We start from the raw sequence: 26,244 nt of genomic DNA on the forward strand, positions 1-26,244 counted from the left end.
CTTCTTTTCTTTGAGTGCTCTCTTTTTATTCTACATCTTTTCGTGGAAAGTACGCATAATTACTTCCTTCTGCTGCTCCCTGGACAGCTTGTGGAAGTTTACCGCATATCCGGAAACCCGGATTGTCAGATTCGGGTATTTTGCCGGATTCTCATAAGCCTCCATCAGCATTGCACGGTTTATTACATTTACATTCACGTGGTGCGCCATCTGCCGGAAATATCCATCCAGGATATTCACCAGATTCTCAAGCCGTTCCTCTTCTGTCCTGCCCAGCGTATCCGGAGTAATGGAAAAGGTATTGGATATCCCGTCACGGCAGTCTTCATAGGAGAGCTTGGCTACAGAATTCAGGGATGCCAGCGCTCCGTTCTTCTCCCGGTTATGCATCGGATTTGCTCCGGGTGCGAACGGCTCTTTCGCCTTGCGCCCATCCGGGGTTGCGCCGGTCTTCTTCCCATACATGACATTGGAGGTAATGGTCAGGACAGACAGCGTGTGTACTGCATCACGGTATGTCTTCGTCTTCTTCAGCTCCGCAGACATATCGGCCAGAATGTTCCTTGCAATTTCATCGGCTCTGTCGTCATCATTTCCATAGGTTGGAAATTCTCCCTGTGTTTCAAAATCCACTATGTATCCGTTCTCATCTCTGATAACCTTTACCCTTGCGTATTTGATGGCGCTCAGGGAATCTGTCAGTACAGACAGCCCCGCAACCCCGCATGCCATAAAACGTTCCACTTCGGTATCATGAAGCGCCATCTGTGTCTTCTCATAGGCGTACTTATCATGCATATAGTGGATCACATTCAGGGTATTTATATAGAGACGGCAGATCCATTCCCTGTACTTTTCAAACCGCTGCATTACAGTATCAAAGTCCAGTATATCTCCTTCATATACCGGCATCTCCGGTCCAGCCGGAGACTTGGTATAGGTATCATATCCGCCGTTAAGCGCCAGCAGAAGCAGCTTCGGCAGGTTACACCTTGCCCCAAAGAACTGCATCTGCTTCCCGATCTTCATCGCAGATACACAGCAGGCAATTCCATAATCATCCCCATATACCGGTCTCATCAGATCATCGTTCTCATATTGGATCGCATCTGTATCAATGGAAGCCTTTGCGCAGAAATCCTTAAAGCCCCGGGGCAGCTTTTCGGACCACAGCACCGTCAGGTTCGGCTCCGGAGCCGGTCCCAGGTTGTAAAGCGTATTCAGGAAACGAAAGCTGTTCTTTGTCACCAGCGTGCGGCCCTGTTCGTCCATCCCGCCAATGGACTCTGTAATCCACATGGGGTCCCCGCCAAACAATTCATTATATTCCGGCGTGCGCAGATGCCTTGCCATGCGCAGCTTCATCACAAAATCATCAATCAGCTCCTGGGCATGCACCTCGTCCAGCAGTCCCGCATCGATGTCTCTCTGAATATAAATATCCAGAAAACTGCTGGTCCGCCCCAGTGACATGGCGGCGCCGTTCTGCTCCTTGATGGCTGCGAGATACGCAAAATAAGTCCATTGGACAGCTTCCCTGGCATTATGTGCAGGTTCTGAAATATCGTAACCGTACATCTGTGCCATTTCCTTCATCTTATTAAGGAAATTGATTTGCTGGAACACTTCTTCCGATAAACGGATGGACTCGACATCAAAATCCCCCTCGCCGATGATTCTCTTGTCATTCTGCTTCTCCTCTATCAGAATATCCACTCCGTACAGGGCCACCCTGCGGTAGTCGCCGATAATTCGTCCTCTCCCATAAGCATCCGGAAGCCCCGTCAGTATGCCTGCGTGCCGGACTTTGCGCATCTCTTCCGTATACACGCGGAATACACCGTCATTGTGGGTTGTCCTGTACTGGAATTCCTGTTCGATCTTATCAGAAAGCTCATAGCCGTAAGCCTTGCAGGCCTTTCTGGCCATGTTGATTCCACCGAAGGGATTCACCCCCCTCTTTAATGGCCGGTTCGTCTGCAGACCTACAATCAGTTCCTCCGCTTTATCCAGATAACCTGGCTGGTATGCAGTCAGAGACGATACTGACTGCGTGTCGATATCCAGCACGCCGCCAAAATCCTGTTCCAGCTTTAAAAGACTATTAAGACGCTCCATCAAGCGCTCCGTCCTCTCCGTTTTCGTTTCCAGGAACTCGTCCGTGCCTTCATATGGGGTTACATTCTTCTGAATAAAATCCCTGACATTAATCTCTTTCTGCCAATCTCCTGCTGCAAATCCATTCCATTGCTCAAAATTTTTCTGTTCCATGACATTATCCTCCATTTATCAAGGTCATTAAATTTCTCCCAATCATCCCGCTGCCTTTCTCGTTCCTCCCTCTGATGCCATGGAGACAATTCCAATGCACACTAAGTTAAAAACAAAAAAGACAGCCCAAATCATTGAGCTGCCCAGACGGTCGGCGTTCTATCCTATGCTCCCATGTGGTATACTCCACTTTTCCGTCAGTCACATAGAACATTTCAGTTTTCCACGAAGCCTGAATACTTATGTCGTACTTTCAGTATAAACACAAAGTCGAATAAAATGCAACATATTTTTTGATAAATTTTATCCATAAATTTTTTCTGAATACAATCCGCTGTGCGAAAAAGCAGTAAGAGGAAATCTGCAAAATCAGCCGGAATAATAGTACTGCCAGGGCAGCTTATCAAAACACTTGAGGATCTTAATCATCTGATTAAGGGGTGAATGTGTTCGGCTCCGGCTGATTTTACAGATCTCCTCTCACTGCTTCTCCGCACAATGGATCGTATTTCCTACAGAACAGACACTTCTTGCAACACATTCCGGCAGACGCCTCCATCCAGGTAGGTGTATTAGGAAACTTCCTTCATCTGCAGCAAAATCCTTGTAATGTCCACCGGATCCGCCAGACGGTATACAGAAGGGATCTTTTCCGTCTCGTGAGCCCCCCAAAGCGCCAGTGCCCCGTGGACCCCTGCTGCCTTGGCACAAGCCATGTCGTACGTGGAATCTCCCACGTACAGCGCACGGGAGGGTGCAAGATCAAGCTTTTCCAGCGCCGCAAGAAGTGGCCCCGCATCCGGTTTATGTTTTTTCGTGTCATCCGCACAGATGATGACTTCAAGTTTCCGGACAAAATCATATCTTTCCACGCTCTTCTTAAACTCTTCCCTGGTTCTGGAAGTTACGATCCCTAATCTGAGGCCTGCGTCTTTCAGGCGCTGCAGTGTTTCAGGAATTCCCTGGAAAGGTTTTTGGAGAAATTCATATCTGGCGCTGTAGTCCAGCCACATCTTCATCGCTTTGTCCGCCTCCTCTAGCTCAAGCAGCTCCAGGGCCCTGGCGCCTGGAATTCCCAAAGCAAAATAGAGTTCCTCAGGCCGGTACATTTTCCCCGTCATCCGCAGCAGCATGTGCTGTAAAGACAGCAAAATCGTATTCTCCGTATCAATTAAAGTTCCATCTACATCAAAAATCACTGCGTCATATTTCAAATCTCCTATTCCCCCTGCCTTGCATTCTGTTTGTTACAGGTTTATAATAACACATGTAGGAACATTTATTAATGTTTATTTATGTTTTATTTACCCATTTTCAAAGGAGATTATGTGCCATGAATCATCAAAACGAACCAGATCAAACAAATCTTGACGGAATCGGACGACGCCAGAAAATTCTGCAGATCCTGGAGGAAAATGGGGAGGTGTCTGTCAATGAACTGGCACAGGCATTTTCCGTTTCTCCCATGACAATCCGTCGGGACCTTCACTTCTTTGCCAGGCAGGGAATCCTAGAGACCCATTACGGCGGCGCCCATCTAAGTAAAAACAGAGCAGTGGTTCCGAATTTTTCGTCCCGCAATGAAAAAATGAGGCAGTACAAACAGTCAATCGGAAAAAAAGCCGCCAGCTTTATAAAAGAAGGCGACACCATTTTCCTGGATTCAGGCACCACCACCATTCAGCTTATAAAATACTTTCCCGACATCCACGCCACGCTGATTACGAATTCCCTCTCTGCCATCCAACAGCTCAGCACCAACCGGAAAATCAGGCTCCTTGTTGCGCCTGGAACTTATCAGGAGCAGATCGGCGGTACTCTCGACCTTTCGACCATAGAATTCTGCAGGCATTATCATGTGGATAAGAGCTTTGTAGGCACGATGTTCTGTTCACTGGATTTTGGCATCACCACTACAGATGAACTGGATGCTGCGCTAAAAAGAACCTTCCGTGAGCAGAGCAGCTGCTCCTTTCTTATGGCGGATCACACAAAATTTGCCGGAAACAGCTTTGTAAAATACGCGGAGCTTTCAGATTTTGACTACATTCTGACTGATAATGAATTGGATCCAGATAAAAAAGAAAAATTAGAAAAGATCAATCCGGGATTGATTCTCTGTTAGAACGAAACGGATCATGCGGGTATCATCCCCCGTCAGGCCGCTGCACGGTACGGTCTGACAGAGGCCGGAGTCCCCGGCAGCTACAGCACCCCAAGATATTTTCCTACCATCTCAAACTCTTCTATATAAATACAGTTGTCAAGTGTTCCGTCCAGAATCCCCCTGCGGCAATCGCCATAATCCATCCATATCACTTCTTCCACCTCTTCCTCCTGCAGCCTCAGTCCCTCGACGTCCACAGGTTCACTGTACACATACACGGCGCTGAGCTCGTCATCTTTGAAGGGCATGCCATAGAATACGTCCTCGAACCCGCCATGGTGAATACCTATAAACTTCAGATCTTTAGGCGCTGCCCGGAGTCCAAGCTCCTCCTTAAGCTCTCTTACCGCAGTAGTCAAATATTCATCCCCTGCCGCCACATGTCCTGCAGATGAAATATCGTAGCATCCGGCATTCGAATCTTTGACAGCGCTGCGTTTTTGCAGAAGAACATCATAACCGCCCTTTTCCTTTTTCCGCACTACCCATATATGTGAGGCAGCATGAAGGCTGCCCTCTCTGTGGGCAACGCCCCGCTCCCTGACAATCCCTGTCTTACTGCCGTCGGGATTCAGTATATCGAATAATTCCATCTCTTTTCCGTCCAGCGCCGCATATTGGAGCGTATCCGTCTCATCATATACTAGCTTAAGAGAAAAGAATTCTCTGCCCTCGTCCAGAAGGCGGAAGAAAATCTTGTCCCCTTCCCATAGATTCAGGCCCAGGACTTCTTTCTTATCTACCCACTCCAGCTCCCCTTCATCGCAGGCAGTCTGCTCGCCTGTAAAGCCGTCCGCAGTATACAACGACATATATTCAACCGTGTCTTCACCATACACAAAGGTAACAAGTCCACGGTATTTGTAGGAGGTCAGGATAAAGCCGGTCTCTTCCCAAACCTCTCTGAGCAGGCATTCCTCCGGGCACTCCCTGTCCTCGAAATGCCCGCCCACACCGATCCATTTATCCTTATTCACATCATTCTCTTTCACGGTCCGGTGCAGCATCAGGTAACGGTTATCTTTTTCAATATAACATAATGTACTCAATTTAAACATTTTTCCATCTCCCATCTGATTTTATCTGTTACTATACACGCACCATGGGCCGTGCATAGTAACTTTTATCTTTTTCTATTCTAACACAGTCAGATGGAATTTTGCAGTTTTTTGGAGCTTCTGTATATCAGTCATGGAATCAATAACACCGGTTCGAAGATTCCCGCTTTCCGGTCCGCCGCCGTATTTCTTACAATCACGGACAGCACACAGTCTTCCCCGGCTCGACTTGGAATTGTTACCGTCAATTCACCGGGCATTACAAAGGAATTTCGGGCCAGGCATTCCTCTCCCAGATACACTTCAACATCGCCTGCCACCTTGTGAAAGCATAGGGTTTTTCCAGCGTCCTTTTGCGAAATCTCTGTCGACCGGTATAGGCAGTGCCAACCGTCTTTTCCGGATAACTGTGACTGTGCCTTTCCCTCGAATTCAACAGGTTCCAGCGTGTTCATATCAGACTTATCCATACTCAGGTGCAGATCCGGTTTTTCCCTCACTGCTTTATGAGACATCCTCCAGCCGCCCACAAACACCGCATCCACACTCAATATTTCTTTTTCGTCTTCCGCTCTGCGGATCTCCCACTTTCCGGTGTACTCCCCCAATTTCTCAGAAACTAATGTTACCTGCAGGTACTCCTGATCCTCGGCCTGCAGTATGATCTGACAGCGTCCGCGGAATAACCTGACCCGCCCGTCTTCCTCACGGTCATGATTGTTCGGATCGCCGTTACCTGCCCCGAGCAGCTTCGCCCCCGAAACGGCAGCCTTTATATATCCCTCCTCCAAAGGCTGGACTTCCCCTTTCGCATCAACCACCGATATGTTTAGTATCAGCGCATCCTTTGTACTGTAATTCACATAATTGCGATTGGATTCTACCCGGATTGAAACAGCTTCCCCTGCAGTTTTACGTGCTGCCTCTATAACCTGCTTTTCTGAGATATAGCCTGCCGCGCGCAGCGTTCCCGGCTCAAATTCAATATCCCAGGCGCACTGTTCATATATCTCATTTTTCTTTCTGCCCATAGACCGCCCATTCAAGAAGAGTTCCACTTCCTCACAATTGCTGAAAGTCATTACCCGTACTGTCTCCCCTCTTTTGTGGTTCCAATGCGGCAGAAGATGGAGTACTGTCTCATTTTTCCAGCAGGCCTGATATAGATAATAAGTATCCTTGGGAAATCCACAGGTATCTATTATTCCGAAATGAGAACTTACACTCGGCCATTCATAAGGAGAGGGTTCCCCCCGGTAATCAAATCCGGTCCATACAAACATCCCCATAATAAAGTCTCTGGATAAAACGGACTCATTGGCTGCCCGCACTGTTTCTCCCCAGGGTGCCGTTTTTTCATCATAATTGCTGAATACCTGTTCTTCTTCATTATCTCTGTAAGTATCTCTTGTAGAAAATGCGGACACTAATTCAGAGGCTGCAACCGGCTGATGCGGATATTTTTTATGAAAAGCATCGTAACTGTCCGTATAATAATTGATACCTGTGATGTCAAATACTGTGGCAGCTCCTTCTTCCTCCATATAACCGCCGTTAAATGCACCCAGAACAGGGCGGTCCGGATCGAGCGCTTTTATTTGGGCCGTCATCCTTTCTGCTATCTTTCTTCCCTTTGCGGTGCCCTGCAGCGGCTCTTCATTAAATACGGAATATATGACAACGCACGGATGGTTCCTGTCCCGCCGCACCATCCCCCTAAGCCGCCGCATTGCGTCCTCCGCCGTACTGAATGTCCGGTTTTCATCCATCACCAGAATGCCCATCCGGTCACATAGGTCAAGCAGTTCCGGCGTGGGATTATGGTGAACGCACCGATAGGCATTACAGCCCATATCCTTCAGAATTTTCAGACGGTATCTCTGAACCTCATCGGGCAGTGCGGCCCCGATTCCGGCATGATCCTGATGATTACATGTCCCCAGAAGCTTCACCCTCTGTCCATTCAGCCAAAAGCCCTTGTCTGCATCAACTTTTATTGTCCGATAACCATAGGGGATGACTGTTTCATCTGTGGTTTCCCCAGCTTTCAGCCGCACCTTGCAGTGGTAGAGATATGGGCGGTCAATATCCCACAAAAAGGGATCCTCTATTTTCATTTCACAGCATACCTTGAATCTCTCAAACGCTTTTGCCGTTCCCTCTGTGCTGTACTGCATATCCGGCAGTACATTCCCATCCTCATCGCACAGTTCTACGATGCACTGATACCGCTGCTCTTCCCCGGATGCATTTTCAAGTTCGGCCTCTATATGCGTCTTCCAGCCGTCATCTACCCGTTCCGGCCGCACAAAGATACCGCTGTAAACCGGATGTACCAGAGGCTCCTTCAACAGCCAGACATGCCGGTATATCCCCGAGCCTTCATACCACCAGCCCTCCCAGATACTGCAGTCAATCTCTACTGCAAGAATATTCGGCTTCTTCCCGTAATTTGCAATGTCTGTAATATTCACACAAAAGCTATTGTAGCGGCTTTCATTATGGTACAGCTTACATCCGTTCAGGTATATATCAGTTATGCCTGCAATTCCGTCAAAAACCAGGCTAAGTGAACGGTATTTGTCACATTCATCTAAACAGAATTTTTTGCGGTACCAGCCTTTGAGCCCCCTGCGGTATCCATGGTCTGCGGGGGCAGTAAGGTCAAGCTCCTGGCTGTGCTGCCAGTCATGGGGGAGATCCACTGTCTCCCAGATCGAATCATCAAATTCCAGAGCCGCAGCGCCTGTAATCCCGCCGGCTTTTGAAAAGCCATAGACGGCTCCATGCGACATGGATTCCGGTAAAATACCAAAGTCCCCCAGTGAAAATTTCCATTCTCTGTCAAAATTATATCTCATTTGTTGTCTCCTTATCTATTTTTACTGTACCTCTGGTTCGTTGTTTTGTCAGGTAAGTATGTTTCTGTGTCTGAAAATGATTCGATCTGAACATTCTCGTCTTGTAGTTGTGGTTTATTATATCATTGACGATTGTCCAATAGTTATTAATAACGCTCCCAAAAAGAGCATATTCGACCATTTATTTAGATGTCTATTTAAAAATCTGTTAAAACAACCTATTCGGCAGCATGTAAACCTTATACCGGAATACTATCCCGCACACAAAGCGCCCCATACCCCATCTGGTTATTCGGCCACCGATCAAATCCCGGAAGTTCTCTCGCCCCTCTCCGCAGATAGGCCTTCACCTTCTCCCCATACAAATAGGAGTCATTCCCTTTCACAATCCCCCACTCCATCAGCAGTGCCGCGCTTCCGGTCACAAAGGGCGCGGCAAATGAAGTTCCGGTGAACTGTGCATAGCCCCCGCCGGGCACCACAGTCGTTACGTTTACCCCCGGAGCCACAAGATCCGGCTTTGGCACCGCAGCATACTCATAGAGCGCCGCCGGCCCCCGGCCCGAAAAGTCTGCATAACTGAATGTCAGACTATTATATGCACCCACGGTTATCACCCGGAGTGCCGTAGAGGGTATGGTGAGCGTCGTATCACTCTTTGGAAATAAAAACCCGGTCCCTATATTCAGTGCGCTCTGACTGGGCAGCCACATCTCATATTCTCCTGTCACCACCCTGCGCGGCGATAGGATAATCTGCCATACGCCGCTGTCTATATAGGTCTGTCTGGGCAGGAAGTCAATAAATATTTCCTGCTTGACGCTGTACGGTTTCGGTTCCCCATAATATAGAAGTATCTCCGTATTACCCAGGATAAATCGCTGAGAGCCAAGGATCTCCTGAATCGGGCCCACCCGCACTCCCGATGGGCTGATCAGGGAAATATCCACTGTATCCACATAGGATTTCCAAAGCTGCACATTGACCGTGGGCTCGTTAGCCTGTACCCCCAGCTGCACACTTTCTTCCACATTCACTGTCAGCCTGCCGGAGGTGTGGCCGGCACTGGTTCCTTCATTTCCGCTGCCCACACAAACTGCACACTTCCAGTAATTAGAAATATCATCCAGAAAGCGCTCCAGCAGGGAAGTTCCGTCGTGGGAACCATATGTATTTCCAAAACTAATATTCACGGCCACAGGCATTTGGTACTCCAGAGCTTTGCGAACCGCATAATCTACCCCCATCATCAGTTCCGTTGTTCTGGGGAAGCCTTCATCCCGGGGAATTCCCAGCTTAACGACAAGCAAATCACTGGCCGACGCCACCCCCGCATACTGGCGGCCAGGACTCCCGGCGCCGTTGCCCGCTGCAATTCCTGCGACCGCGGTCCCATGGCCCGAAGTATCCCTGCTTGGCACAATTCGCTCCCGCGCCTCTCTGGAGTCCTGTGCAAGAGCCTCGTTGATCTGCTCCTGTGTATATTCCGTGCCGATGGCATAGCCTTCCGGCGGGCTGCCCGGAATCGTCTGATCCCACAGAGCCCGTATTCTGGTGGTTCCATCCGGATTTCTGAAGTCCTCGTTGGCATAATCAATTCCACTGTCTATTACGGCAGTCAGCACGCCGTTTCCGAACAAAGAAAAAGGAGTTCGCTGCACCGGATTGATGCAGGAAACTCTCTTTCCGTTCGCCACCTGAAAAAACAGCCTCTTTGGTTTTTCAATATACTCTATCTGGGGAATGGATGCCAGCCTGTCAATCACAGATTCCCGTACTGTGATAACAGCATACTCATTTGTCAGTTCCGTCACAGACGTTGCCAGCGCTCTCACCGGATCAAGGGAACCCGAATACTTAATCACCAGATCCCATTCTCTGTCAATCGGGTTATATCCCACCTCCAGCTCCAGTGACTTGACGCGTTCTTCTTCCGTAGCATCTAATGCAAGGTTCAGCAGATTCTCTACTTTCTGGCTCATATCCCGCTCCTTTTGACTATTCAGTTAACAGATGGTTCTTACCCGTTTGGGTATATCTTTTCTGGCTATCTTCCTTCTCCCTTATATGCAGCATATGCATATGGCAGAAAATACCCCTGCGCATGGCGGCAGACCGGACATACAGCCGGAGCCTGTTTTCCCTCGTGGATATATCCGCAGTTCGTACAGATCCATTTGCTCTCATTCTCACAAGCAAAGTATTGGTTGGTCTCCAACATGCCGGCTATTTCACCAAAACGAACCTGGTGGATGTGTTCAATCTCTGCGATCTGATAGAATGCAGACGCAGCCTCTAAAAAGCCTTCTTCCTTAGCCACATCACCAAATTCCTGGTAAACATCCTCATATTCCTCTTTTTCGTTGTGCTCCGCAGCTCTCAGAAGCTCAGCCAAAGTCGTCTGCTGATCTACCGGATAACCGCCGTCAATAAAGATTGTCTCACCGGACAGATCTTTAAGCAGCTCGTAATATCTCTCCGCATGGGCGCGCTCCTGATCAGCCGTATACAAAAAGATGTCGGCAATCGTATACATTTTCATCTCTCTTGCCTTATCTGCAGCGATCGTATATCTGTTTCTTGCCTGACTCTCCCCGGCAAATGCTCTCATCAGGTTTTCTTTTGTTTTACTTTCTGAAAAATTAACAGCCATAATACACACTCCTTTTTTTATTACTAGTATGTACCATGGCTGGTAAAATATTCTCTTTTCAGTTAAAATATTTTCTTTACGCACATGCGGCTGTGCAGATTCTGTTCCATAACTTTTGCCGGACCGTAAATCATAAAACGTTTCGTAATATCCAATCGTACCGTATCAGCTAATTAAACCCGATAAGCCTTCTTGCCACGCTGTAAGCCATGGAGGATACCTTTCGTCCGGACTTGCCGGGAAGATTGATCGTCTGGCCCAGGATTCCGTAACGAATCTTAAAGTAAGTGCCGTAATCCTTTTTCTTCAGATACTGCCACAGTTCCGCCTTCTTTTCCAGATTCGCCTTTTTCTTGGAACGGATACACAAAATCGAGGATACAGTCATCATAATTGCAAGGTAATTAATCATGTATTTACGCAGCTTTTTACTGGAAATCATCCGCAGTTCATACATATTTATCATGCACTTGTTTACGAATATCTGCTGGTCTATCCTGCTGATCATCACCTTTTCGTTAACGGATTGATCCTCTCGCCCGATAAAATACCTGTAGAAGTCAACATCCATATAGTAGATCGTACGCACATGCGGCAGGGGGTAATACACGTAAATGTTATCCACATAAAATGTATGCTTCGGCAGCCTGAGCTGGCATAACTTCAGCATTTCGGTCCGGTAGAGGACGGAATGCATCAGGATATACTGGTCCAGCCGGAAATGCCCGATATCGTCCCAATGGAATATCTGGTTCTGCGGCAGCACATTGCGGTAATGGATGACCTTCTTATGCTCAACCCCAACCTTTTCATACACATAATTTGAAACAATCATGTCCACTTCCGTCTCCGTCTGCACAAAGCCCCTGACTGCTTCCAGGATCTGCCTGAGGGCCTCCTCATCTACCCAGTCATCGCTGTCCACCACCTTAAAGTATCGACCTGTGGCATGAGCCAATCCCGCATTGACAGCATCGCCGTGTCCCCCGTTCTCCTTGTTTACCGCCTTAATAATCGTTGGATACAAATCTGCATAATGACGGGCAATCTCTTCTGTACCGTCCTTGGAGCCGTCATTCACAATGATGATCTCCACATCCTCCCCGCCCTTTAATATTGATTGTATCGCCTTTTCCATATACGCTTCAGAATTATAGCATGGAATTGCAAATGATATAAATTTCATAAGAACACCTCTTTACTCAGATACAGCAATTATACTGCACATTCACCAAATTTCCAACTGTTTTATCACAAAATCCGTTTTTGTACCTGTTACAGTTACTATCCACGGGGCCGCACATAGTAACCTATTGTAAAATATGTCTTTTTCCATTATAGTTATAGGTATGACAAAAACGAAAATAGCTTTGGAGGGATTATTTATGAAGAAAAATGTTATCGTGGGCCAGTCAGGCGGACCAACCGCAGTCATCAATGCCAGCCTTTACGGCGTTGTATATGAGGCATTGAACCGGGAAGATTCTTTTGGCGCTGTATATGGAATGATCAACGGAATCGAGGGCTTCCTCGCCGGGCATTACATGGATATGGAGCCTCTGGAACGCTCCGGCGAACTGGAATTGATCAAGACGACTCCCGGATCCTATCTGGGATCCTGCCGCTATAAACTTCCCGAGGATCTGGACGATCCGGTATATCCAGAGCTAATGGAAAAGCTTAATGCATTAAATATCGGATATTTTTTCTATATCGGTGGAAACGACTCCATGGATACCGTAAGCAAACTCTCCCGCTATGCCGCTAAAACCGGCAGCGATATCAAATTCATCGGGATTCCCAAGACAATCGACAACGATCTGGTGGAGACCGACCACACCCCGGGCTTCGGCAGCGCCGCCAAATTCATTGCATCTACGGTCAGAGAAATCACCCTGGACGCCTCCGTATATGACAATAAAAAATCCGTTACCATCGTAGAAATCATGGGACGCCATGCCGGCTGGCTGACCGCCGCCAGCGCTCTGGCCCGGAAGTTCGAGGGAGACAATCCGGTTCTGATCTATCTTCCTGAGGCTGCATTTGACCAGGAAGCATTCCTTCAAAAAGTGGAGGAAGCCCTGGAACAAACTCCCAACCTGGTTGTATGTATATCCGAAGGTATTCATGACAAAGACGGCACCTTCATCTGCGAGTTTGCCAGCGACGTAGGCGTAGACGCCTTTGGCCACAAGATGCTGGCCGGCTCGGGAAAATATCTGGAGAATCTGATCAAGGAACGGCTGGGCATCAAAGTCCGTTCCGTAGAACTAAACGTATCCCAGCGCTGCTCCAGCACCATGCTCTCCGGCACAGACCAAAAAGAGGCCATCGCCTCCGGCGCCTTTGGCGTAAAGTGTGCGCTGGAAGGCGAAACCGGAAAGATGATTGCTTTCAAAAGAATCCAGGACAAGCCCTATACAATTGATTACGTAACAACCGATGTCAACCATGTCTGCAACAGGGAAAAAACAGTTCCGGCAGAATGGATTACGAGAGAAGGCACGGATGTGGGCGATGCATTTATCGACTATGCAAAGCCTCTGATCCAGGGGGAAGTCCATGTTCCAATGGAGGACGGGGTACCCATGTTCGCATACAGGAAGTAGGTTTGTGGCTTACGAGTTTTAGGCTTGGGAGCGGATGAAAGGGGACGCCTGACGGGGAACGGGACGGGATGCAGACGTAAGCATATATCTGTCTGGAATACTGCCCGCTGCGCTAAGCAGCAGTAAGAGGAAACGGAAAAAATCAGCCGGCACCATACGCATTCACCGCCTGCTCTGATGAGCAGACGGCTCAGGCGTATTCAAAAGTTGATTCGGAATCAACTTTTGTCCGGCTGATTTTTTCCGTTTCCTCTAACTGCTGCTAAGCTCGCTCTATGTACTCCAGACAGATATATGCTTACGTCTGCATCCCGTCCCGTTCCCCGCCAGGCTGGTTCATCCGACCGGCAGTAAAGACTGGTTCCCCTGATTGGGGAACCAGACCGGGGAGGCGGATGGATATGTCTATGCGTGGCTTACATCTTCCTTAAATGTACTGAAATAGTTTTGTAACTATGCTTGAAATATCCGGCGCCCCCGTCCGTGCCCCAACAGGGAACTGTCTTTTGCCTGCCGGCCTGATGAACCAGCTTGCCGAGAGCCGGGACGTGCTGTGAAAAGCGCCTATCCTGTTGGAAATGCTTCAAGCGAGCGTAGCAGCAGTTAGAGGAAATCCGCGAAATCAGCCGGAGGAAAGTTGCTTCCGAAGCAACTTTCCAGAACACCTGAGCCGTTTAATCATCAGATTAAGCGGTGAATGTGTTCGGTTCCGGCTGATTTTGCGGATTTCCTCTTACTGCTGCTTGGCGCAGCGGCCAGTATTTCCAACAGGATAGGCGCTTTTCACAGCACGTCCCGGCTCTCGGCAAGCGTCCCCTACATCACGCCCTCCAAATCCCAAGTTTCCATAATCTCAATACTTAGTTCCCCCCCCTGTGCCGTTATGTAATTCCCGCACGCTGTTTCCGGGGCGAATATATTGCATGATATGTTATTCTGGTAATGATTGCTGAACATTTCTACTGAACTCTGGTCTGAGAATATATGGATATCCAAGTAGTCCTTTCCCAGCAGATTCAATGGACTTTTGGCAATGCCCTTGCTCCAGCCGTCTGCCTGACTTCTGTCAAAGCTGATCTCTGCTTTTTCAAAATCGAAGACTACCAGCGTTTTCTTTTCGTCTGAGGAGCGCAATTCCATACAGATCTTCTTTGCGGTTGATTCTTTTAGGTTAATTTTGAGCTTTGCCTCGTATACGCTGCCTTCCCGGAACAGGAGGGGGGTTTCCGCCTTTAATGTTACATTTCGCTGTATCTGCTCATCCCGTCTGAGCTGTTCCAGTTCTCTGACCGGCAAAAACTGCAGGGTATTGTCCTTGCAGAGCACGACCTCCCTCGGAAGATTGAAGAATCCGCACCACCCTTCCTTGTAGGTGGGCCCCCAGTCCTTCCAGAACGGCATCCAGTCCCAGGCATTGGCCCATCCGACGATGATCCGCCTGCCGTCCGGGGACAGGAATGACTGCGGGGCATAGTAGTCGAATCCCCAGTCGATTTCCCCGGATACGGTATAGTAGAATTTTCCGGTCTGATAGTCAAAATCACCTACCAGATATACACTGGTTCTTTCTTTTGCCCCCATAGGGGAGAACATCAGGACGTATTTGTCACCGATGGGGTAAAAATCCGGGCACTCCCACATATATCCCCACTCGCCCCGGCTTTCGGCCAGGATATTCACAAATTCCCAGTGAAACATGTCTTGTGACTTGTATAAAAGCGCCTGGGCCATACCGTCTTTGTTCGCCCCACAGACCACATAATAGGTGTCCTCGTGCTTCCAGAGCTTCGGGTCACGGAAGAAGTCTCCCGGAATCCCCTCAGGTGCGGTCAGAACCGGGTTTCCCTCGTATTTTTCAAAATGGATCCCATCCTCGCTGTATGCAATACACTGGGACTGCTCAAAGCCCTTCCCATTATTCGTTGTCCCCGTATACATCAGGAATAGTTTCCCGTCATGCTCGATCGCGCTTCCCGAGAAACATCCGCCCTGGTGATGGTCGTCATAGCTTTCACTTGGAGCCAGCGCAAGGGGCAGGTATTCCCAGTGTATCAGATCTCCGCTCACCGCATGTCCCCAGTGCATGCAGGACCAGAATCCCTCGTATGGGTTGTACTGGTAGAAAAAATGATATTTTCCCTTGTAGTAAATCAGCCCGTTCGGATCATTGAGCCAGCCGGTCTGCGGCATAAAGTGGTAGTGCTGGCGCATTTTGCCCTTTCTCACGCATTCCTTTTTCGCATCAATCTCCCTCTGGGCTTTCTCGATATTTTGCTGCATTAATTCCTTAGACATAAAACGCCTCCAGTTCTCCCATTACTTGTATTCTTCACGCAGTTTTTTTGCAAACTCCGTATTGAGCGCCGACTCACGGCGTGCTTTGTTCTCCTTGATTCTGAATTGCTCCTGCCTTGCCGGAGAGTACTCTTCCCAGCGTTTCTCGTAAGAATCCCTGGCCGCCTGCATTTCTTCTGTTAACTGTGGCATCTTCAGGTCTCTTTCGGGAAGCACAGGCACATTCGGCAGACGCTCCTCCACTGGAAGGATCGTAAGCGGCTTTGCGGTCGGCAGGGTCTGATACCAGTAAGCCGTAGAACTCCAGTCGTCCGACAAATGGTTTGCATGACCATGCTCAATCGTTACGCGAAGGCGCTTTTCAAATCTGACCGGATCTGTAATATGGAACCGGTAGGATACATGGAATCCGTCCGTATCCCCTTCGTGCACAATGGTTCCAAAGAATGGGAATGCGTTGCGCTGCATACCCCATGCATGGTTAAAGTAATCCTCCGTTCCGGTGCCATTGAGGCTTGGATACTCTTCCCCGTCAATAAAAAACATGTCGTTTCCTTCGCCCCACCAACTGCCCTGGTAATGCTTCACGGTCAGGTTGCATCCCACGTAATGGCCTGTTCCTTCCACGTCCAGGACGGTGTAATTGCCTTCCCCTTTCAAATTAGTAACATTATTGACCTCCGGTGAATTCACCTGAATATCCGGTCCCCATCCGTCGCACGGATTCTCTCTGTGCCAGCTTGTATGGAAATAAGCGGTATTTTCATCCAACGGTTTTTTATACATTTCATAGTCAATGTTAAAATATAAAATAAACGGCAGCTCATTTTCATTGATAATCTCAATCTTTGCCTCCTTATTAAATGGCATTGGGAAATAACAGGATACAGAACATGGTGCGCCGTAGCGTCCTGCCTCCTCCGGTTTCAGCGATACATTAAATGGAAGGGAGGAAAAATTCCCCGGATAGCAGTTCCCGATACAAAAGAAATCTCCGAAAGGCGCCAGAACGCTCGGCGTATCCTGGTCATCCCATGTAATTTTGATCAATGCCTTCCTATAATAAAACGGATCATAATCGTCCCAGATTACCCCCAGAGCCGGATGGATTTCCATCACCGGAGCTGCGGATGCATTCTGCACCGGATCCAGGATGCTGGGTGCCTTTACCCTTCGGCAGGATGAGGTCATCCAGATATGCGTAATACAGCCGGGGCCTTCAATCTCTCCCAGTGTTATGCTTTCTTTTGCAGGAATTTCCCAGTAGTCCTGGTTCTTGCCTCTCTGATCCCAACTCGCCAGCCTTCCGTTTCTGGCCTCTTTTATGGTTGTCAGATCCTGAAATAATCCTGATACTTTACTCATGATATCTCCTCCTAATTCTTTTACAATGTTATATTTATTCACAACAGTCCACACAGATCTGTCCGTTCTCAGTACAAAACGTGTGTATAAGTGCAGAAGCCTATAATTTAACGCTCCCGGCTTAGCCTTTTACGGCCCCGGCCGTCATACCCTCTACAATATTCTTCTGGAAGATGCCGTAGAAAATCAGTTCCGGTATGATAATCAGCACACTGGACGCTACAATCCCGCCATAATCCACCGTATAGGTTCCTTTAAAGAAGGACGCCCCCATGGAAAGCGTATAATCTGAGATGTCTCTCAACATAACAGATGCGAATGGGAATTCATTCCAGATATACAACACGTTAAAAATTACAATCGTTGCAATGACCGGTTTTGCCATGGGAAGAATCACCTTCAGCATCAGATCCCAGATGCTGCATCCGTCAATCACGGCGGCCTCATCAATCTCTGTAGGAAGCGCCTTCAGGTAGCCCACCAGCAGCAGCGTGTTGAAGGATATGGATGTTGCCACATATGGGAATATCAGCGCCAGCTTACCCCTTAATCCAAAGAATACATTGATTTTATACACCGGAAAGAGCAGAATAAAGGGTGAGATTGAAAGTCCCATAATCAGAAACCCATATATTAAGGAAACAATTTTCTTATTCTTAAACTCCATTCTGGAGATCACAAAGGAACTGAAAAAGGTAATAATTAATTCGATAACCAGTGATATCACACATACAAATAATGTATTTCCATACAGCTGCAGAAAATCCAAAGTTTTAAACGCATTGCTGTAGTTTTCCAGGTTCAGGCTTTTCGGCAGAGAAAGCGGTGCTGACAATATTTCCGAATTTGTTTTAAAGGAAAGCACCAGCATCCAGATAAACGGAAATACAACCATCAGCGTAATCAATACCATCAGGATATACATGGCTGTCTTCTTCTTTTTATTTATCATAATCCTGCTACCTCTCTTTCTCTCTGGTCAGGAATGAGTAAATCCCCGTAATCAAAAGCGACAGCAAAAAGGTAATCGTAGCCAAAGACATCCCATAGCCGTAATCACTGCTGGAGAATGTCATAGAGTAACTGTAGGTTACCAGTGTCTCTGACAGGTGGTTCGGGCCTCCGCCTGTTGTCTGCTGAACGATTTCAAAGATTTTGAATACGCCGGTAATAATCAGGACAGATACCGTCGAGATTGTCGTGCGCATCATGGGAATGATGACATAGCGTACCTTCTGCACACCGCTTGCTCCGTCAATTTTCACTGCCTCCAGCACGTCTTCCGGAATCATTTTCAGTCCGGCAATAAAAATGGTCACCAGATATCCGAGCTGCTGCCAGAAATAAATGACTGCAATGCTGTATGGTGAAAATGTCTCCCCGCCGATCCATTTGTGCTTCAGCGCCGATGCTCCCACCGCGTCCAGAATATTATTAATAACGCCGATATTCGGATCCAAAATATATACCCATATAATACCTACAATAATGGGCGCAATAATTGCAGGGGAAAATATAAGTGCTTTCGAAAAATCGGTTCCTTTCAACCGGTTATTTAAAAGCAGTGCTATCAGAAATGATAATGTCAGCAGCAGGATAAATGCCAGTATGAAAATAATCATCGTATTCTTCAGTGAAATCCAAAACACATTATCCTGAAACAGCCTGATATAATTCTGAAATCCCTGGAACCTTGCCTTACCAATGCCGGAATACTTTGTAAAGCTGTATCCGACCGCAATCACAATCGGCAGGACGATGAACACGCTATAGACGAGCAGTGTCGGGATCAGAAGGCCTATTTTATATCTTCTTTTACTTAACCAGCGCATATCCTTCTCCAATCATAGAATCCGCAACAGCTCAGGCATGCCTGAACCATTACCAGTACATTGTCAACAATCCACCCGCAGCCCCTCCGCACTCACGGAGGGGACTCCGGCTTTCTGCGTATTAACCTGTCTCTTTACTTACTGTAGGACAGAGCCTCGTCAATCTTATCCAGAGCTTCGGACGGCTCATATGTTCCCTGCATCACGCCAAACATGGAATTGTAAAGTGCCTCCTGTACTGCGGATACCACAGTCAGATCCGGCGCTGCCTCCGGGCTCTCCCATCCTGCAGCCAGGGCTTCCAGCATCGCATTCATAGAATACTGTGTGTCCGTTGCTGCAACTTCGGAATAGTTTGTTGCCGGGAAAATAGAACCTTCATAGGAAATCTTTGCAGCATCTTCTCCGTAGTAGAATTTCAGGAATTCGTAAACTGCCTCTTTCACTGCGTCATCGTCTGCAACCTCTGCATTCACAACGATCGGTGCGGACGGAACCTTCATTGCAATATCCTGGTTGTAATTCGTATCTGTAAATTTAGGCCCCCACCAGAAACCTACCTTTTCGCCGATATTTTCATCAAATTCCGCACAGTCCCACTGGCCGGTGCCGAACATTGCCGCCTTGCCTTCGATAAAGAGCTGCTTCGCGTCGAAGTATTCAATCGTAGCCATATTTTCCGGGAATGCCCCTGCATCCGCAATTCCTTTTAATTTCTCAAAGCAGGCGTTCAGGTCTTCATTGTTGAATTTCTTTTCTCCTGAAAGAATGCTGTCGATATTCTCCGCCCATCCATATCTGGCAAGCGTCTCATTGAACTCCCACATTGCGTATGCACTGTTTTTGCTTCCGATTGACAGTGGAGTCACGCCGCTCTCTTTCAGCTTTTTGATCATCTCAATGAATTCTTCGTATGTAGTGTCGTTCGTAGGATACTCAATCCCTGCCTTATCAAACAGGTCTTTGTTGTAAAAGATTCCCTGGACATTACACTGGTATGGCAGACCGTACTGTCCGTTGTCATCCTGAAATGCATTTTCCATGCCGCCAAGTGCTGTCTGGATATCGGAATTTTCGGATAAGAAATCCGATAAGTCCATCAGTACGCCGGAGTCGCTGTATTCCGGAGCCTCGCTGGCATCCAGCCAGAAGATCTGCGGAAGTGTTCCGTCGGAAGCTTCCAGCTTCATATTCTTGGAATGGGACTCTTTATCGGAAGCCTCAAACTCCACCTTATATTTTCCGTCATACTTTTCGTTAAATGCCTGCACAATGTTGTATGTAACCGCTTCCTGCTCCTGGGGGTTTGCCACATGGATACCGAACTTAATCGTCGTTGCTCCTCCCTCTGACTCTGCTTTCGGCTCCGGCTCCTTGCCGCCTGAACATCCCGCTAGCAATCCCACAGCCATCGTACCGGCCATAACAGCTGACAACAGTTTTTTTAAAGTTCTTTTCTTCATAATGCTCCTCCTTGTATTACGAATACTGTTTTGTTGTTCCCAATGTGGAACCCGTTCCACATTGTTTAAAAAAAATACCTCAGCTTGTTCCGCGCCGCATCATGGAACCCGTTCCACAATGCGGCAAAAAAAATAAGTTTTCTAGGATGTACACCTGTTGATTACTTTAAGCCCATTATATAACTCCATTTAAAAAAGTCAACCTTATTTTTTAAATTTACTGCTTTTTTGTTTATAACTACAAAAGATTTTGATTTTATTTTGTACACCTTTCACAATGAACTGATTATAAAGTTGTCTTTCCTTTTTTAAGTTCCACCTCTAATAAGACCTGCTTGTTTTTGTAAGTCTTTCCATTTACCAGCCTTGCCATCAGGCGCACGGATTCCCTGGCCAACGCTTCCATAGGCTGTGCAACGGCCGTCACCTGTGGTTCTACGATTCCCGTCAGGTAGGTACCGTCATAAGCCACAATCTTCACATCCCCCGGTACCTTTTTATGCCTTCTGATCGCTTCATTCATATAACCGATCGCCAGCTGGTCAACCCCGAATACTCCGTCAAAATCTATTCCCATCTCAAAAACTGAATCCACCGCCTTTTTATAATATACGGCGTCAAAACGGTTCCATTCCAGTTCATAGGCATATGTCTTCACATGGTTCTTTTTCATAATCCTTTCAAATTCATAATGCCTGTCATGGTATGGTGACTCAACTTCCTGCGCTCCCCGAAAATGCAGTACGGACTTACAGCCGCTTCTGATCAGCTCCTCTGCCGCCAGTCTGCCGCCTCTTTTATGGTTCACTGCCACCACAGGGATATCTTCGCCCAGGTAGCGGTCAAGCGCCACAATCGGCTTGTGGATCTTAAGGTATTCTTCCACATCAAGTGAGTGTACGCCGGTGATCACGCCGTCTACAATATGACGGTTCAACATATCCAGATATTCGAGTTCTGCATTTTCTTCTTTCACGGTATTGCACAGCATGGTCTTGTAGCCGCAGTTATACAGCTCTGCTTCCACATATTCTACAAATTCAGCAAAAAACGGGTGTGCAACCGTGGGAACTAATACGGCGATGATCCCTGTTTTCTTGTGAAATAAATTGCGCGCCAGCTCGTTGGGCGTGTAGTCCAGTTCACGCATGGCTGCTTCAATCTTCTGGCGCGTCTCATCGGATACATAACCGCTGTTGTTCAGAACCCGTGAAACCGTTGTCGGACCTACGTTTGCCTTTTTTGCAACATCTCTGATATTTGCCATAATCAGACCTCCTTTCCTCGTATTTTAAGCTCTGCTTAATTCTAGTTGTAATATATTTTCGGACAAAAGTCAAACAATTTATGCTAAAGAGCAGAAGCGTAAGAAGGATATAATGTATGGCATGTCATACCCTTATAAAACTACTCAACATTCCAAAGTTTTAAATGTTTAAATACTGCTAAATTATGGATAACAATATTAACCCATTAATTTACAAAATACATTTACCTTTATGCGTAAGATATTAATAGAACTTAGATAGAGAGGGGGGATTACAATGTATAAAAAGTTTATTGCTGTACTATTGGCTGTAGCCTCCTACAAAGTATTGGAAGTCTATGGACTGGAAAATCTATACACCCCGGCTCAGTATAATGAAACTATGCAGTATAGTGCCTTAACAGGTAACTTATTCAGGATGGGGTATCCCGGCGTTGGATGAGATACTCTTTTACCTGCATTTTCCTAATTTAATAATGTTTATAGGAGCAGCACAGATGATGCACGTTATACTGCTCCTATATTAGTTTATCCCGCCCCAACTCTGTATATCCCCTTGAAAGTAAGAATATTCCTCATTTTTAAAAACAATACTTTGAGAAATTTTTATATGCCAGATTCCATTCCGCTTCATCTTCCGGCACATATTCCCTCACCTGGAAGGAATCTCTCACTATTCTGCGTATTTCTGTTAATGAGGAGGCGTGTCCGCAACCGTAAGCCTGCATCAGGAGATTGCCGGTTGCTGTGCATTCTTCCGGGCCTGCCGTTACTTTTTTGTGAAGCGCATTGGCTATAAACTGATTTAATAGTGTATTTTTTCCACCGCCTCCGGTTACGTGCACGACATCGATTTTTTTCTCTGCGGCATCTTCTATCTTCCCTAACACATATCTGTATTTCAGTGCAAGGCCCTCATAGATCAGCCTGCTGATTGCACCGATGTCATCTTCTTTGAGGTGGATCTGATTTGTTTTTTTCAGGTATTCGACGATCGCTTGGGGCATATTATCCGGTGCGAAAAAGCTGTTGTCGTCTACGTCTATAAACGCCATAAATTGGGGGGCTTTTTTTGCCTCTTCTACGATTCTGGAGTAGTCCAGTCCCGGATCTTTTCGATTCCATTGTTTCTTACATTGCTGAATAATCCAGAGTCCCATGATATTTTTTAGGAAAAGGGATTTTCCAAGTACTCCGCCAGAATTGGATATATTAAGTGCGAAGCTTTTTTCATTATTTACGGGCTGTTTCAGCTCCATTCCTGCCAGAGACCATGTACCGGAACTGATGAAGGCGAAGTTTTCACCTTCTGCGGGAGTCGCTACTACCGCGCTTGCCGTGTCATGTACGGCGGGCGTTATGATCGGAATCCCGCGTTTTAGTCCCGCTTGTTCTGCAATATCGTCCCGGAGGGTTCCTACTTTGTCCCCTGCAAACGAGATCTGGGACTGCAGTTCTACCGGGATATTGTAGGCCTCGAAGATTTCATCATCCCATTTGCGGTTGACTGTATCTACCATCATGGAGATCGAGGCCGCCGTATATTCGCAGACGGGTTTGGCTCCAAGCAGATAATGCAGAATATCTCCCACAAACAGCAGCTCCCTGGCATGGTCAAGCTGTGTATCTTTCTGCTTCCTTGCTGCAATAAGCTGGTTCAAAGTATTAAACTCCAAAAATTGGATTCCTGTCTTTCGGTAAAGCATTTTTTTTCTTGGTTCCAGCAGGGCATCCGTGCCCTCAGTCCGTTTATCCCTGTATGTATATGGGATTCCCATCAGTGTCCCGTTTTTATCCAGCAGGCCAAAATCTACGCCCCAGGTGTCCACGCCGATGGAATCCAGTTTAGGGCCGTATTGGTCTGCATAGATCCGGAGTCCTTTTAATATTTCTTCATAAAAACGGTAAACATTCCATTTCCATTCTCCCCGGATTTTAAGTCCCTGTGTTGGAAACCTACACAGTTCATCCAGTTCTATGATGCCGTTTTCCAGGGTTCCTGCGATACAGCGACCGCTTTCCGCCCCCAGATCAACTGCAAAATATCTGCCCATTTGCACACCCCTATTCTGCGATTTGCTTTAATTTTTCAATATCTAAGGGATACGTCCCCAATTCCTTTAACGCATCCAAAAAGACCTTGTAATTCTGCGGATTTATTCCGCTGTGGATCGAGTTGGAGGAGGAGATAATGTGTCCGCCTCCCACGCTTCCCTGGAGCAGGCAGCGCGCCACTTCCCTGCGCACCTGGTCTTCTGTCTTATTTACAAGTGTTTCTACACAGTCCACATTTCCCTTGAATGCAATCCTGTCACCATACCTTGCCTTTAATGCGGCAAGATCCATATTTCCTCTGGCGTCTATCGGATCCAAACAGTCTATTCCTGTGTTTACCAGATCTTCTACTACGCTGTTTAAATCTCCGTCACTGTGTTTGATCACCTTGAGCCCTAGACTTTTCGCCTTCTTCACCAGTGCTTCAAAGTGAGGCAGTACCTGTTCCCTGTACATGTCGGGATTCATGAGAAGCGCCTGGTCGTTGGCAATATCATCGCCCACAACGATGACCTCGATCCCAAGCCCGGCAAGATTTTCGCAGATTCTGCCGGAGTATTCCACGCTCATCTCCATCAGCCGCTGAACCAGCTTTGGTTCTTCATAAAAGCCCGCCAGGAAATTTTCAAATCCCATCAGATCCCTGGGCTGTGAAAATACGTCCCGCACCCTGGCAATCACACATTTTTCCTGTCCAAAGAGATCCAATGCTTTTTTAATCTTATTGAAGCGGTACGGCGCATCGGGATCAGGCATTTCATAGGTATCCAGATCGGACAATTCCTGGATCGGAAATCCTACCGGATTCGGATATTCGTCATAGGAAACCCTGGTAATTCCCCATTCATCGATGAAATGCCGGTCGTCTATTACTGTATTTTTTGAATCCAGTCCAACGGCAATCCCGTCCAGATCCATTTTCTGTACGAATTCCATGTCACTTGCGGTATTGCAGATCTGCTCCATTACCTTTGGATTGAGCACCCACTCACAGGTGGGAACTCTGTCAGGCTCCTGCCGGTTTAAAGCTGCCAGAATTCTCTCTCTTCCATTCATCAGCATCCTCCTCCCAGTGTCAGTATTCCTTCCTCTCGGGTTTCAGCCGCATTTATATGATAACCGCTCTCCCGGTGGTTCCTCAGCGGATTGGTATCCGTGAGCCCCAGTTCCATGCGAACAACGGATAACAGCGGCTCCACATCCGTTTCAAATGCCTCCATGATGATCTGGTTACATCTTACTACATCATTTTCTGCCTGGGCAGCTTTCAGGGCCTTACGGTCAATCAGCAATGCCTTTGCATAGGCGGTCTGGATATTCATGACTGAGTAAATGATGCCTTCCAGGCTGTTTTCAATATTATGGGACTGATCCAGCATATAGGCAATCTGGTTATCAACGCCTTCCATCCCCGCATCGATGATTTCTTTGAAAATCAGGAAGATCTCCAGCGGGTTCACGGTTCCCAGAATCAGGTCATCATCCGCATACCGGTGGTTGTTAAAATGGAACCCTCCCAGTTTTCCTTCATCCAGCAAAGTGGATATAATATGCTCAATATTGGTCCCCGGCAGATGATGCCCCAGGTCCACCAGCGTCTTTGCCTGAGGCCCTAATTTGCTGCACATCAGATAGGAGGTGCCCCAGTCCTGCACGTCGGTTGTGTAATAGAACGGTTCAAAGGGTTTATATTCCAGCAGCAGAGTCATATCCGGATCCATCGCATCATACAGAACCTTCAGGCCCTCATACAGGCGGTGCTTCCGCTCCCTCAGGTTATCCTGCCCCGGATAGTTGGTTCCGTCCGCCACCCACATCCCGATTGTCCGGGACCCCATCTCCCGCGCCATTCTGACGCAGTCTTTAAAGTGTTCCTTCGTCTGTTCACGTACCCAGTCCAACGGCGAACACATGGAACCATACCTGAACTCCTGCCCGGAAAATGTATTCGGATGCACGGTACCGATTTTCATGCCTTTCTCCTCGGCATATTCCCTGACCGGGCCGAATCTTCCGTCCTCAGTCTTGTCCCAGCACACATGGCTAGCCATTACCGGCGTGATCCCTAAGCACCTCTGGATTTCCGCACAGTCGTCGATCTTATCCCAGATCGTAACGGCTGCCCCTTTATCTTTAAATGTACCATATCGGGTTCCCGAATTTCCCACTGCCCAGGAGGGCAGTTCAATGACTTGCGCCTTTAGTAAATTTTTAATTTTCTCCAGGTCAAAACCCTTTTCACCTAATTCTTCTTTTAAAATCTCATATCTCTTTTCATATCGCTTCATTGACTTCTCCTTTATTTGTATCTATTTTCCCCTTTATTCATAACTGTCTTCACCTTTATT

At 47.4% G+C, this 26,244-nt stretch carries 19 protein-coding genes and 1 riboswitch; of the genes, 3 read left to right on the forward strand and 16 right to left on the reverse strand.

The genetic code is table 11. From position 1 onward, the window contains the following. Positions 1–30: 30 nt before the first annotated feature. Positions 31–2,271, reverse strand: coding sequence for a formate C-acetyltransferase (pflB, locus tag GKG43_RS04150; protein WP_055154342.1), 2,241 nt, complete (start codon positions 2,269–2,271; stop codon positions 31–33). A gap of 134 nt (positions 2,272–2,405) precedes the next feature. Then, a riboswitch (ZMP/ZTP riboswitch) is annotated at positions 2,406–2,486 on the reverse strand. A gap of 357 nt (positions 2,487–2,843) precedes the next feature. Then, positions 2,844–3,485 (reverse strand): HAD family hydrolase, encoded by a 642-nt coding sequence (locus tag GKG43_RS04155; protein ID WP_055154340.1) that lies wholly within the window; start codon positions 3,483–3,485, stop codon positions 2,844–2,846. 119 nt (positions 3,486–3,604) lie between these two features. On the opposite strand from GKG43_RS04155, the gene GKG43_RS04160 reads away from it, so the two are divergent. Next, entirely contained in the window at positions 3,605–4,396 is a 792-nt protein-coding gene (locus GKG43_RS04160; RefSeq protein ID WP_055154338.1) for a DeoR/GlpR family DNA-binding transcription regulator, read from the forward strand. 80 nt (positions 4,397–4,476) lie between these two features. Here GKG43_RS04160 and GKG43_RS04165 read toward each other — a convergent pair whose 3' ends face one another. The 5 genes from GKG43_RS04165 to GKG43_RS04185 form a co-directional block, all read right to left on the reverse strand. After that, a complete protein-coding gene (locus GKG43_RS04165; RefSeq protein ID WP_167702507.1) occupies positions 4,477–5,496 on the reverse strand; it encodes an NUDIX domain-containing protein in 1,020 nt (339 codons plus the stop codon). A gap of 131 nt (positions 5,497–5,627) precedes the next feature. Then, on the reverse strand, positions 5,628–8,357 hold the full coding sequence (locus tag GKG43_RS04170) for a glycoside hydrolase family 2 TIM barrel-domain containing protein (protein WP_129878740.1): 2,730 nt from the start codon (positions 8,355–8,357) through the stop codon (positions 5,628–5,630). A 239-nt stretch (positions 8,358–8,596) separates the two neighbouring features. Further along, positions 8,597–10,339 carry a S8 family peptidase gene (locus GKG43_RS04175; RefSeq protein WP_055150028.1) on the reverse strand — a complete coding sequence of 581 codons (1,743 nt, stop codon included), beginning with the start codon at positions 10,337–10,339 and terminating at the stop codon, positions 8,597–8,599. 65 nt (positions 10,340–10,404) lie between these two features. Continuing rightward, positions 10,405–11,010: a rubrerythrin gene (gene rbr / locus GKG43_RS04180; protein ID WP_129878742.1), complete on the reverse strand. Its 606-nt coding sequence runs from the start codon at positions 11,008–11,010 to the stop codon at positions 10,405–10,407. Positions 11,011–11,179: 169 nt separating this feature from the next. Next, positions 11,180–12,196, reverse strand: coding sequence for a glycosyltransferase family 2 protein (locus GKG43_RS04185; RefSeq protein WP_050641725.1), 1,017 nt, complete (start codon positions 12,194–12,196; stop codon positions 11,180–11,182). A 199-nt stretch (positions 12,197–12,395) separates the two neighbouring features. Here GKG43_RS04185 and GKG43_RS04190 point away from each other — a divergent pair, with 199 nt between their 5' ends. Further along, positions 12,396–13,619 carry a 6-phosphofructokinase gene (locus GKG43_RS04190; RefSeq protein WP_055150025.1) on the forward strand — a complete coding sequence of 408 codons (1,224 nt, stop codon included), beginning with the start codon at positions 12,396–12,398 and terminating at the stop codon, positions 13,617–13,619. Positions 13,620–14,435: 816 nt separating this feature from the next. Here the strand turns inward: GKG43_RS04190 and GKG43_RS04195 are convergent. From GKG43_RS04195 to GKG43_RS04220, 6 genes are all read right to left on the reverse strand, one after another. After that, complete coding sequence (locus GKG43_RS04195) at positions 14,436–15,914, reverse strand: glycoside hydrolase family 32 protein (protein ID WP_055150022.1); 1,479 nt, start codon at positions 15,912–15,914, stop codon at positions 14,436–14,438. A gap of 21 nt (positions 15,915–15,935) precedes the next feature. Continuing rightward, positions 15,936–17,279: a glycoside hydrolase family 172 protein gene (locus tag GKG43_RS04200; protein ID WP_055150019.1), complete on the reverse strand. Its 1,344-nt coding sequence runs from the start codon at positions 17,277–17,279 to the stop codon at positions 15,936–15,938. A gap of 121 nt (positions 17,280–17,400) precedes the next feature. Next, a complete protein-coding gene (locus GKG43_RS04205) occupies positions 17,401–18,231 on the reverse strand; it encodes a carbohydrate ABC transporter permease (protein ID WP_050641729.1) in 831 nt (276 codons plus the stop codon). 7 nt (positions 18,232–18,238) lie between these two features. Further along, the gene (locus tag GKG43_RS04210) at positions 18,239–19,111 is read right to left on the reverse strand and encodes a sugar ABC transporter permease (protein WP_050641730.1); all 873 of its coding nucleotides are present in this window, start codon (positions 19,109–19,111) and stop codon (positions 18,239–18,241) included. A gap of 134 nt (positions 19,112–19,245) precedes the next feature. Further along, positions 19,246–20,574, reverse strand: coding sequence for an extracellular solute-binding protein (locus GKG43_RS04215; RefSeq protein ID WP_055150016.1), 1,329 nt, complete (start codon positions 20,572–20,574; stop codon positions 19,246–19,248). A gap of 286 nt (positions 20,575–20,860) precedes the next feature. After that, positions 20,861–21,841: a LacI family DNA-binding transcriptional regulator gene (locus tag GKG43_RS04220; RefSeq protein ID WP_129878744.1), complete on the reverse strand. Its 981-nt coding sequence runs from the start codon at positions 21,839–21,841 to the stop codon at positions 20,861–20,863. 277 nt (positions 21,842–22,118) lie between these two features. Between GKG43_RS04220 and GKG43_RS04225 the strand changes: the two genes are divergently transcribed. After that, on the forward strand, positions 22,119–22,283 hold the full coding sequence (locus GKG43_RS04225) for a hypothetical protein (RefSeq protein ID WP_154253258.1): 165 nt from the start codon (positions 22,119–22,121) through the stop codon (positions 22,281–22,283). Between the two features lie 139 nt (positions 22,284–22,422). Here the strand turns inward: GKG43_RS04225 and GKG43_RS04230 are convergent, their stop codons facing one another. From GKG43_RS04230 to GKG43_RS04240, 3 genes are read right to left on the reverse strand one after another with little or no spacing between them, the layout of a single operon-like run. Then, positions 22,423–23,895 carry a rhamnulokinase family protein gene (locus tag GKG43_RS04230; protein WP_055150013.1) on the reverse strand — a complete coding sequence of 491 codons (1,473 nt, stop codon included), beginning with the start codon at positions 23,893–23,895 and terminating at the stop codon, positions 22,423–22,425. A 10-nt stretch (positions 23,896–23,905) separates the two neighbouring features. Continuing rightward, positions 23,906–24,952, reverse strand: coding sequence for a uroporphyrinogen decarboxylase family protein (locus GKG43_RS04235; protein WP_055150010.1), 1,047 nt, complete (start codon positions 24,950–24,952; stop codon positions 23,906–23,908). Next, positions 24,952–26,184, reverse strand: coding sequence for a TIM barrel protein (locus GKG43_RS04240; RefSeq protein ID WP_055150007.1), 1,233 nt, complete (start codon positions 26,182–26,184; stop codon positions 24,952–24,954). Before GKG43_RS04240 ends, GKG43_RS04235 begins: the two co-directional genes overlap by 1 nt. Between the last annotated feature and the right edge of the window lie 60 nt (positions 26,185–26,244).

The organism is Eubacterium sp. BIOML-A2 (assembly GCF_009680135.1).
In the GTDB taxonomy this organism is placed as follows: Bacteria; Bacillota; Clostridia; order Lachnospirales; family Lachnospiraceae; genus Faecalicatena; species Faecalicatena contortus_B.

Bases quoted from the DNA above. Each gene is read 5' to 3' on its own strand.
- pflB (WP_055154342.1), bottom strand. From the start codon at position 2,271: ATGGAACAGAAAAATTTTGAGCAATGGAATGGATTTGCAGCAGGAGAT.
- GKG43_RS04160 (WP_055154338.1), top strand. From the start codon at position 3,605: ATGAATCATCAAAACGAACCAGATCAAACAAATCTTGACGGAATCGGA.
- GKG43_RS04165 (WP_167702507.1), bottom strand. From the start codon at position 5,496: ATGTTTAAATTGAGTACATTATGTTATATTGAAAAAGATAACCGTTAC.
- GKG43_RS04170 (WP_129878740.1), bottom strand. From the start codon at position 8,357: ATGAGATATAATTTTGACAGAGAATGGAAATTTTCACTGGGGGACTTT.
- GKG43_RS04175 (WP_055150028.1), bottom strand. From the start codon at position 10,339: ATGAGCCAGAAAGTAGAGAATCTGCTGAACCTTGCATTAGATGCTACG.
- rbr (WP_129878742.1), bottom strand. From the start codon at position 11,010: ATGGCTGTTAATTTTTCAGAAAGTAAAACAAAAGAAAACCTGATGAGA.
- GKG43_RS04185 (WP_050641725.1), bottom strand. From the start codon at position 12,196: ATGAAATTTATATCATTTGCAATTCCATGCTATAATTCTGAAGCGTAT.
- GKG43_RS04190 (WP_055150025.1), top strand. From the start codon at position 12,396: ATGAAGAAAAATGTTATCGTGGGCCAGTCAGGCGGACCAACCGCAGTC.
- GKG43_RS04195 (WP_055150022.1), bottom strand. From the start codon at position 15,914: ATGTCTAAGGAATTAATGCAGCAAAATATCGAGAAAGCCCAGAGGGAG.
- GKG43_RS04200 (WP_055150019.1), bottom strand. From the start codon at position 17,279: ATGAGTAAAGTATCAGGATTATTTCAGGATCTGACAACCATAAAAGAG.
- GKG43_RS04205 (WP_050641729.1), bottom strand. From the start codon at position 18,231: ATGATAAATAAAAAGAAGAAGACAGCCATGTATATCCTGATGGTATTG.
- GKG43_RS04210 (WP_050641730.1), bottom strand. From the start codon at position 19,111: ATGCGCTGGTTAAGTAAAAGAAGATATAAAATAGGCCTTCTGATCCCG.
- GKG43_RS04215 (WP_055150016.1), bottom strand. From the start codon at position 20,574: ATGAAGAAAAGAACTTTAAAAAAACTGTTGTCAGCTGTTATGGCCGGT.
- GKG43_RS04220 (WP_129878744.1), bottom strand. From the start codon at position 21,841: ATGGCAAATATCAGAGATGTTGCAAAAAAGGCAAACGTAGGTCCGACA.
- GKG43_RS04225 (WP_154253258.1), top strand. From the start codon at position 22,119: ATGTATAAAAAGTTTATTGCTGTACTATTGGCTGTAGCCTCCTACAAA.
- GKG43_RS04230 (WP_055150013.1), bottom strand. From the start codon at position 23,895: ATGGGCAGATATTTTGCAGTTGATCTGGGGGCGGAAAGCGGTCGCTGT.
- GKG43_RS04235 (WP_055150010.1), bottom strand. From the start codon at position 24,952: ATGAATGGAAGAGAGAGAATTCTGGCAGCTTTAAACCGGCAGGAGCCT.
- GKG43_RS04240 (WP_055150007.1), bottom strand. From the start codon at position 26,184: ATGAAGCGATATGAAAAGAGATATGAGATTTTAAAAGAAGAATTAGGT.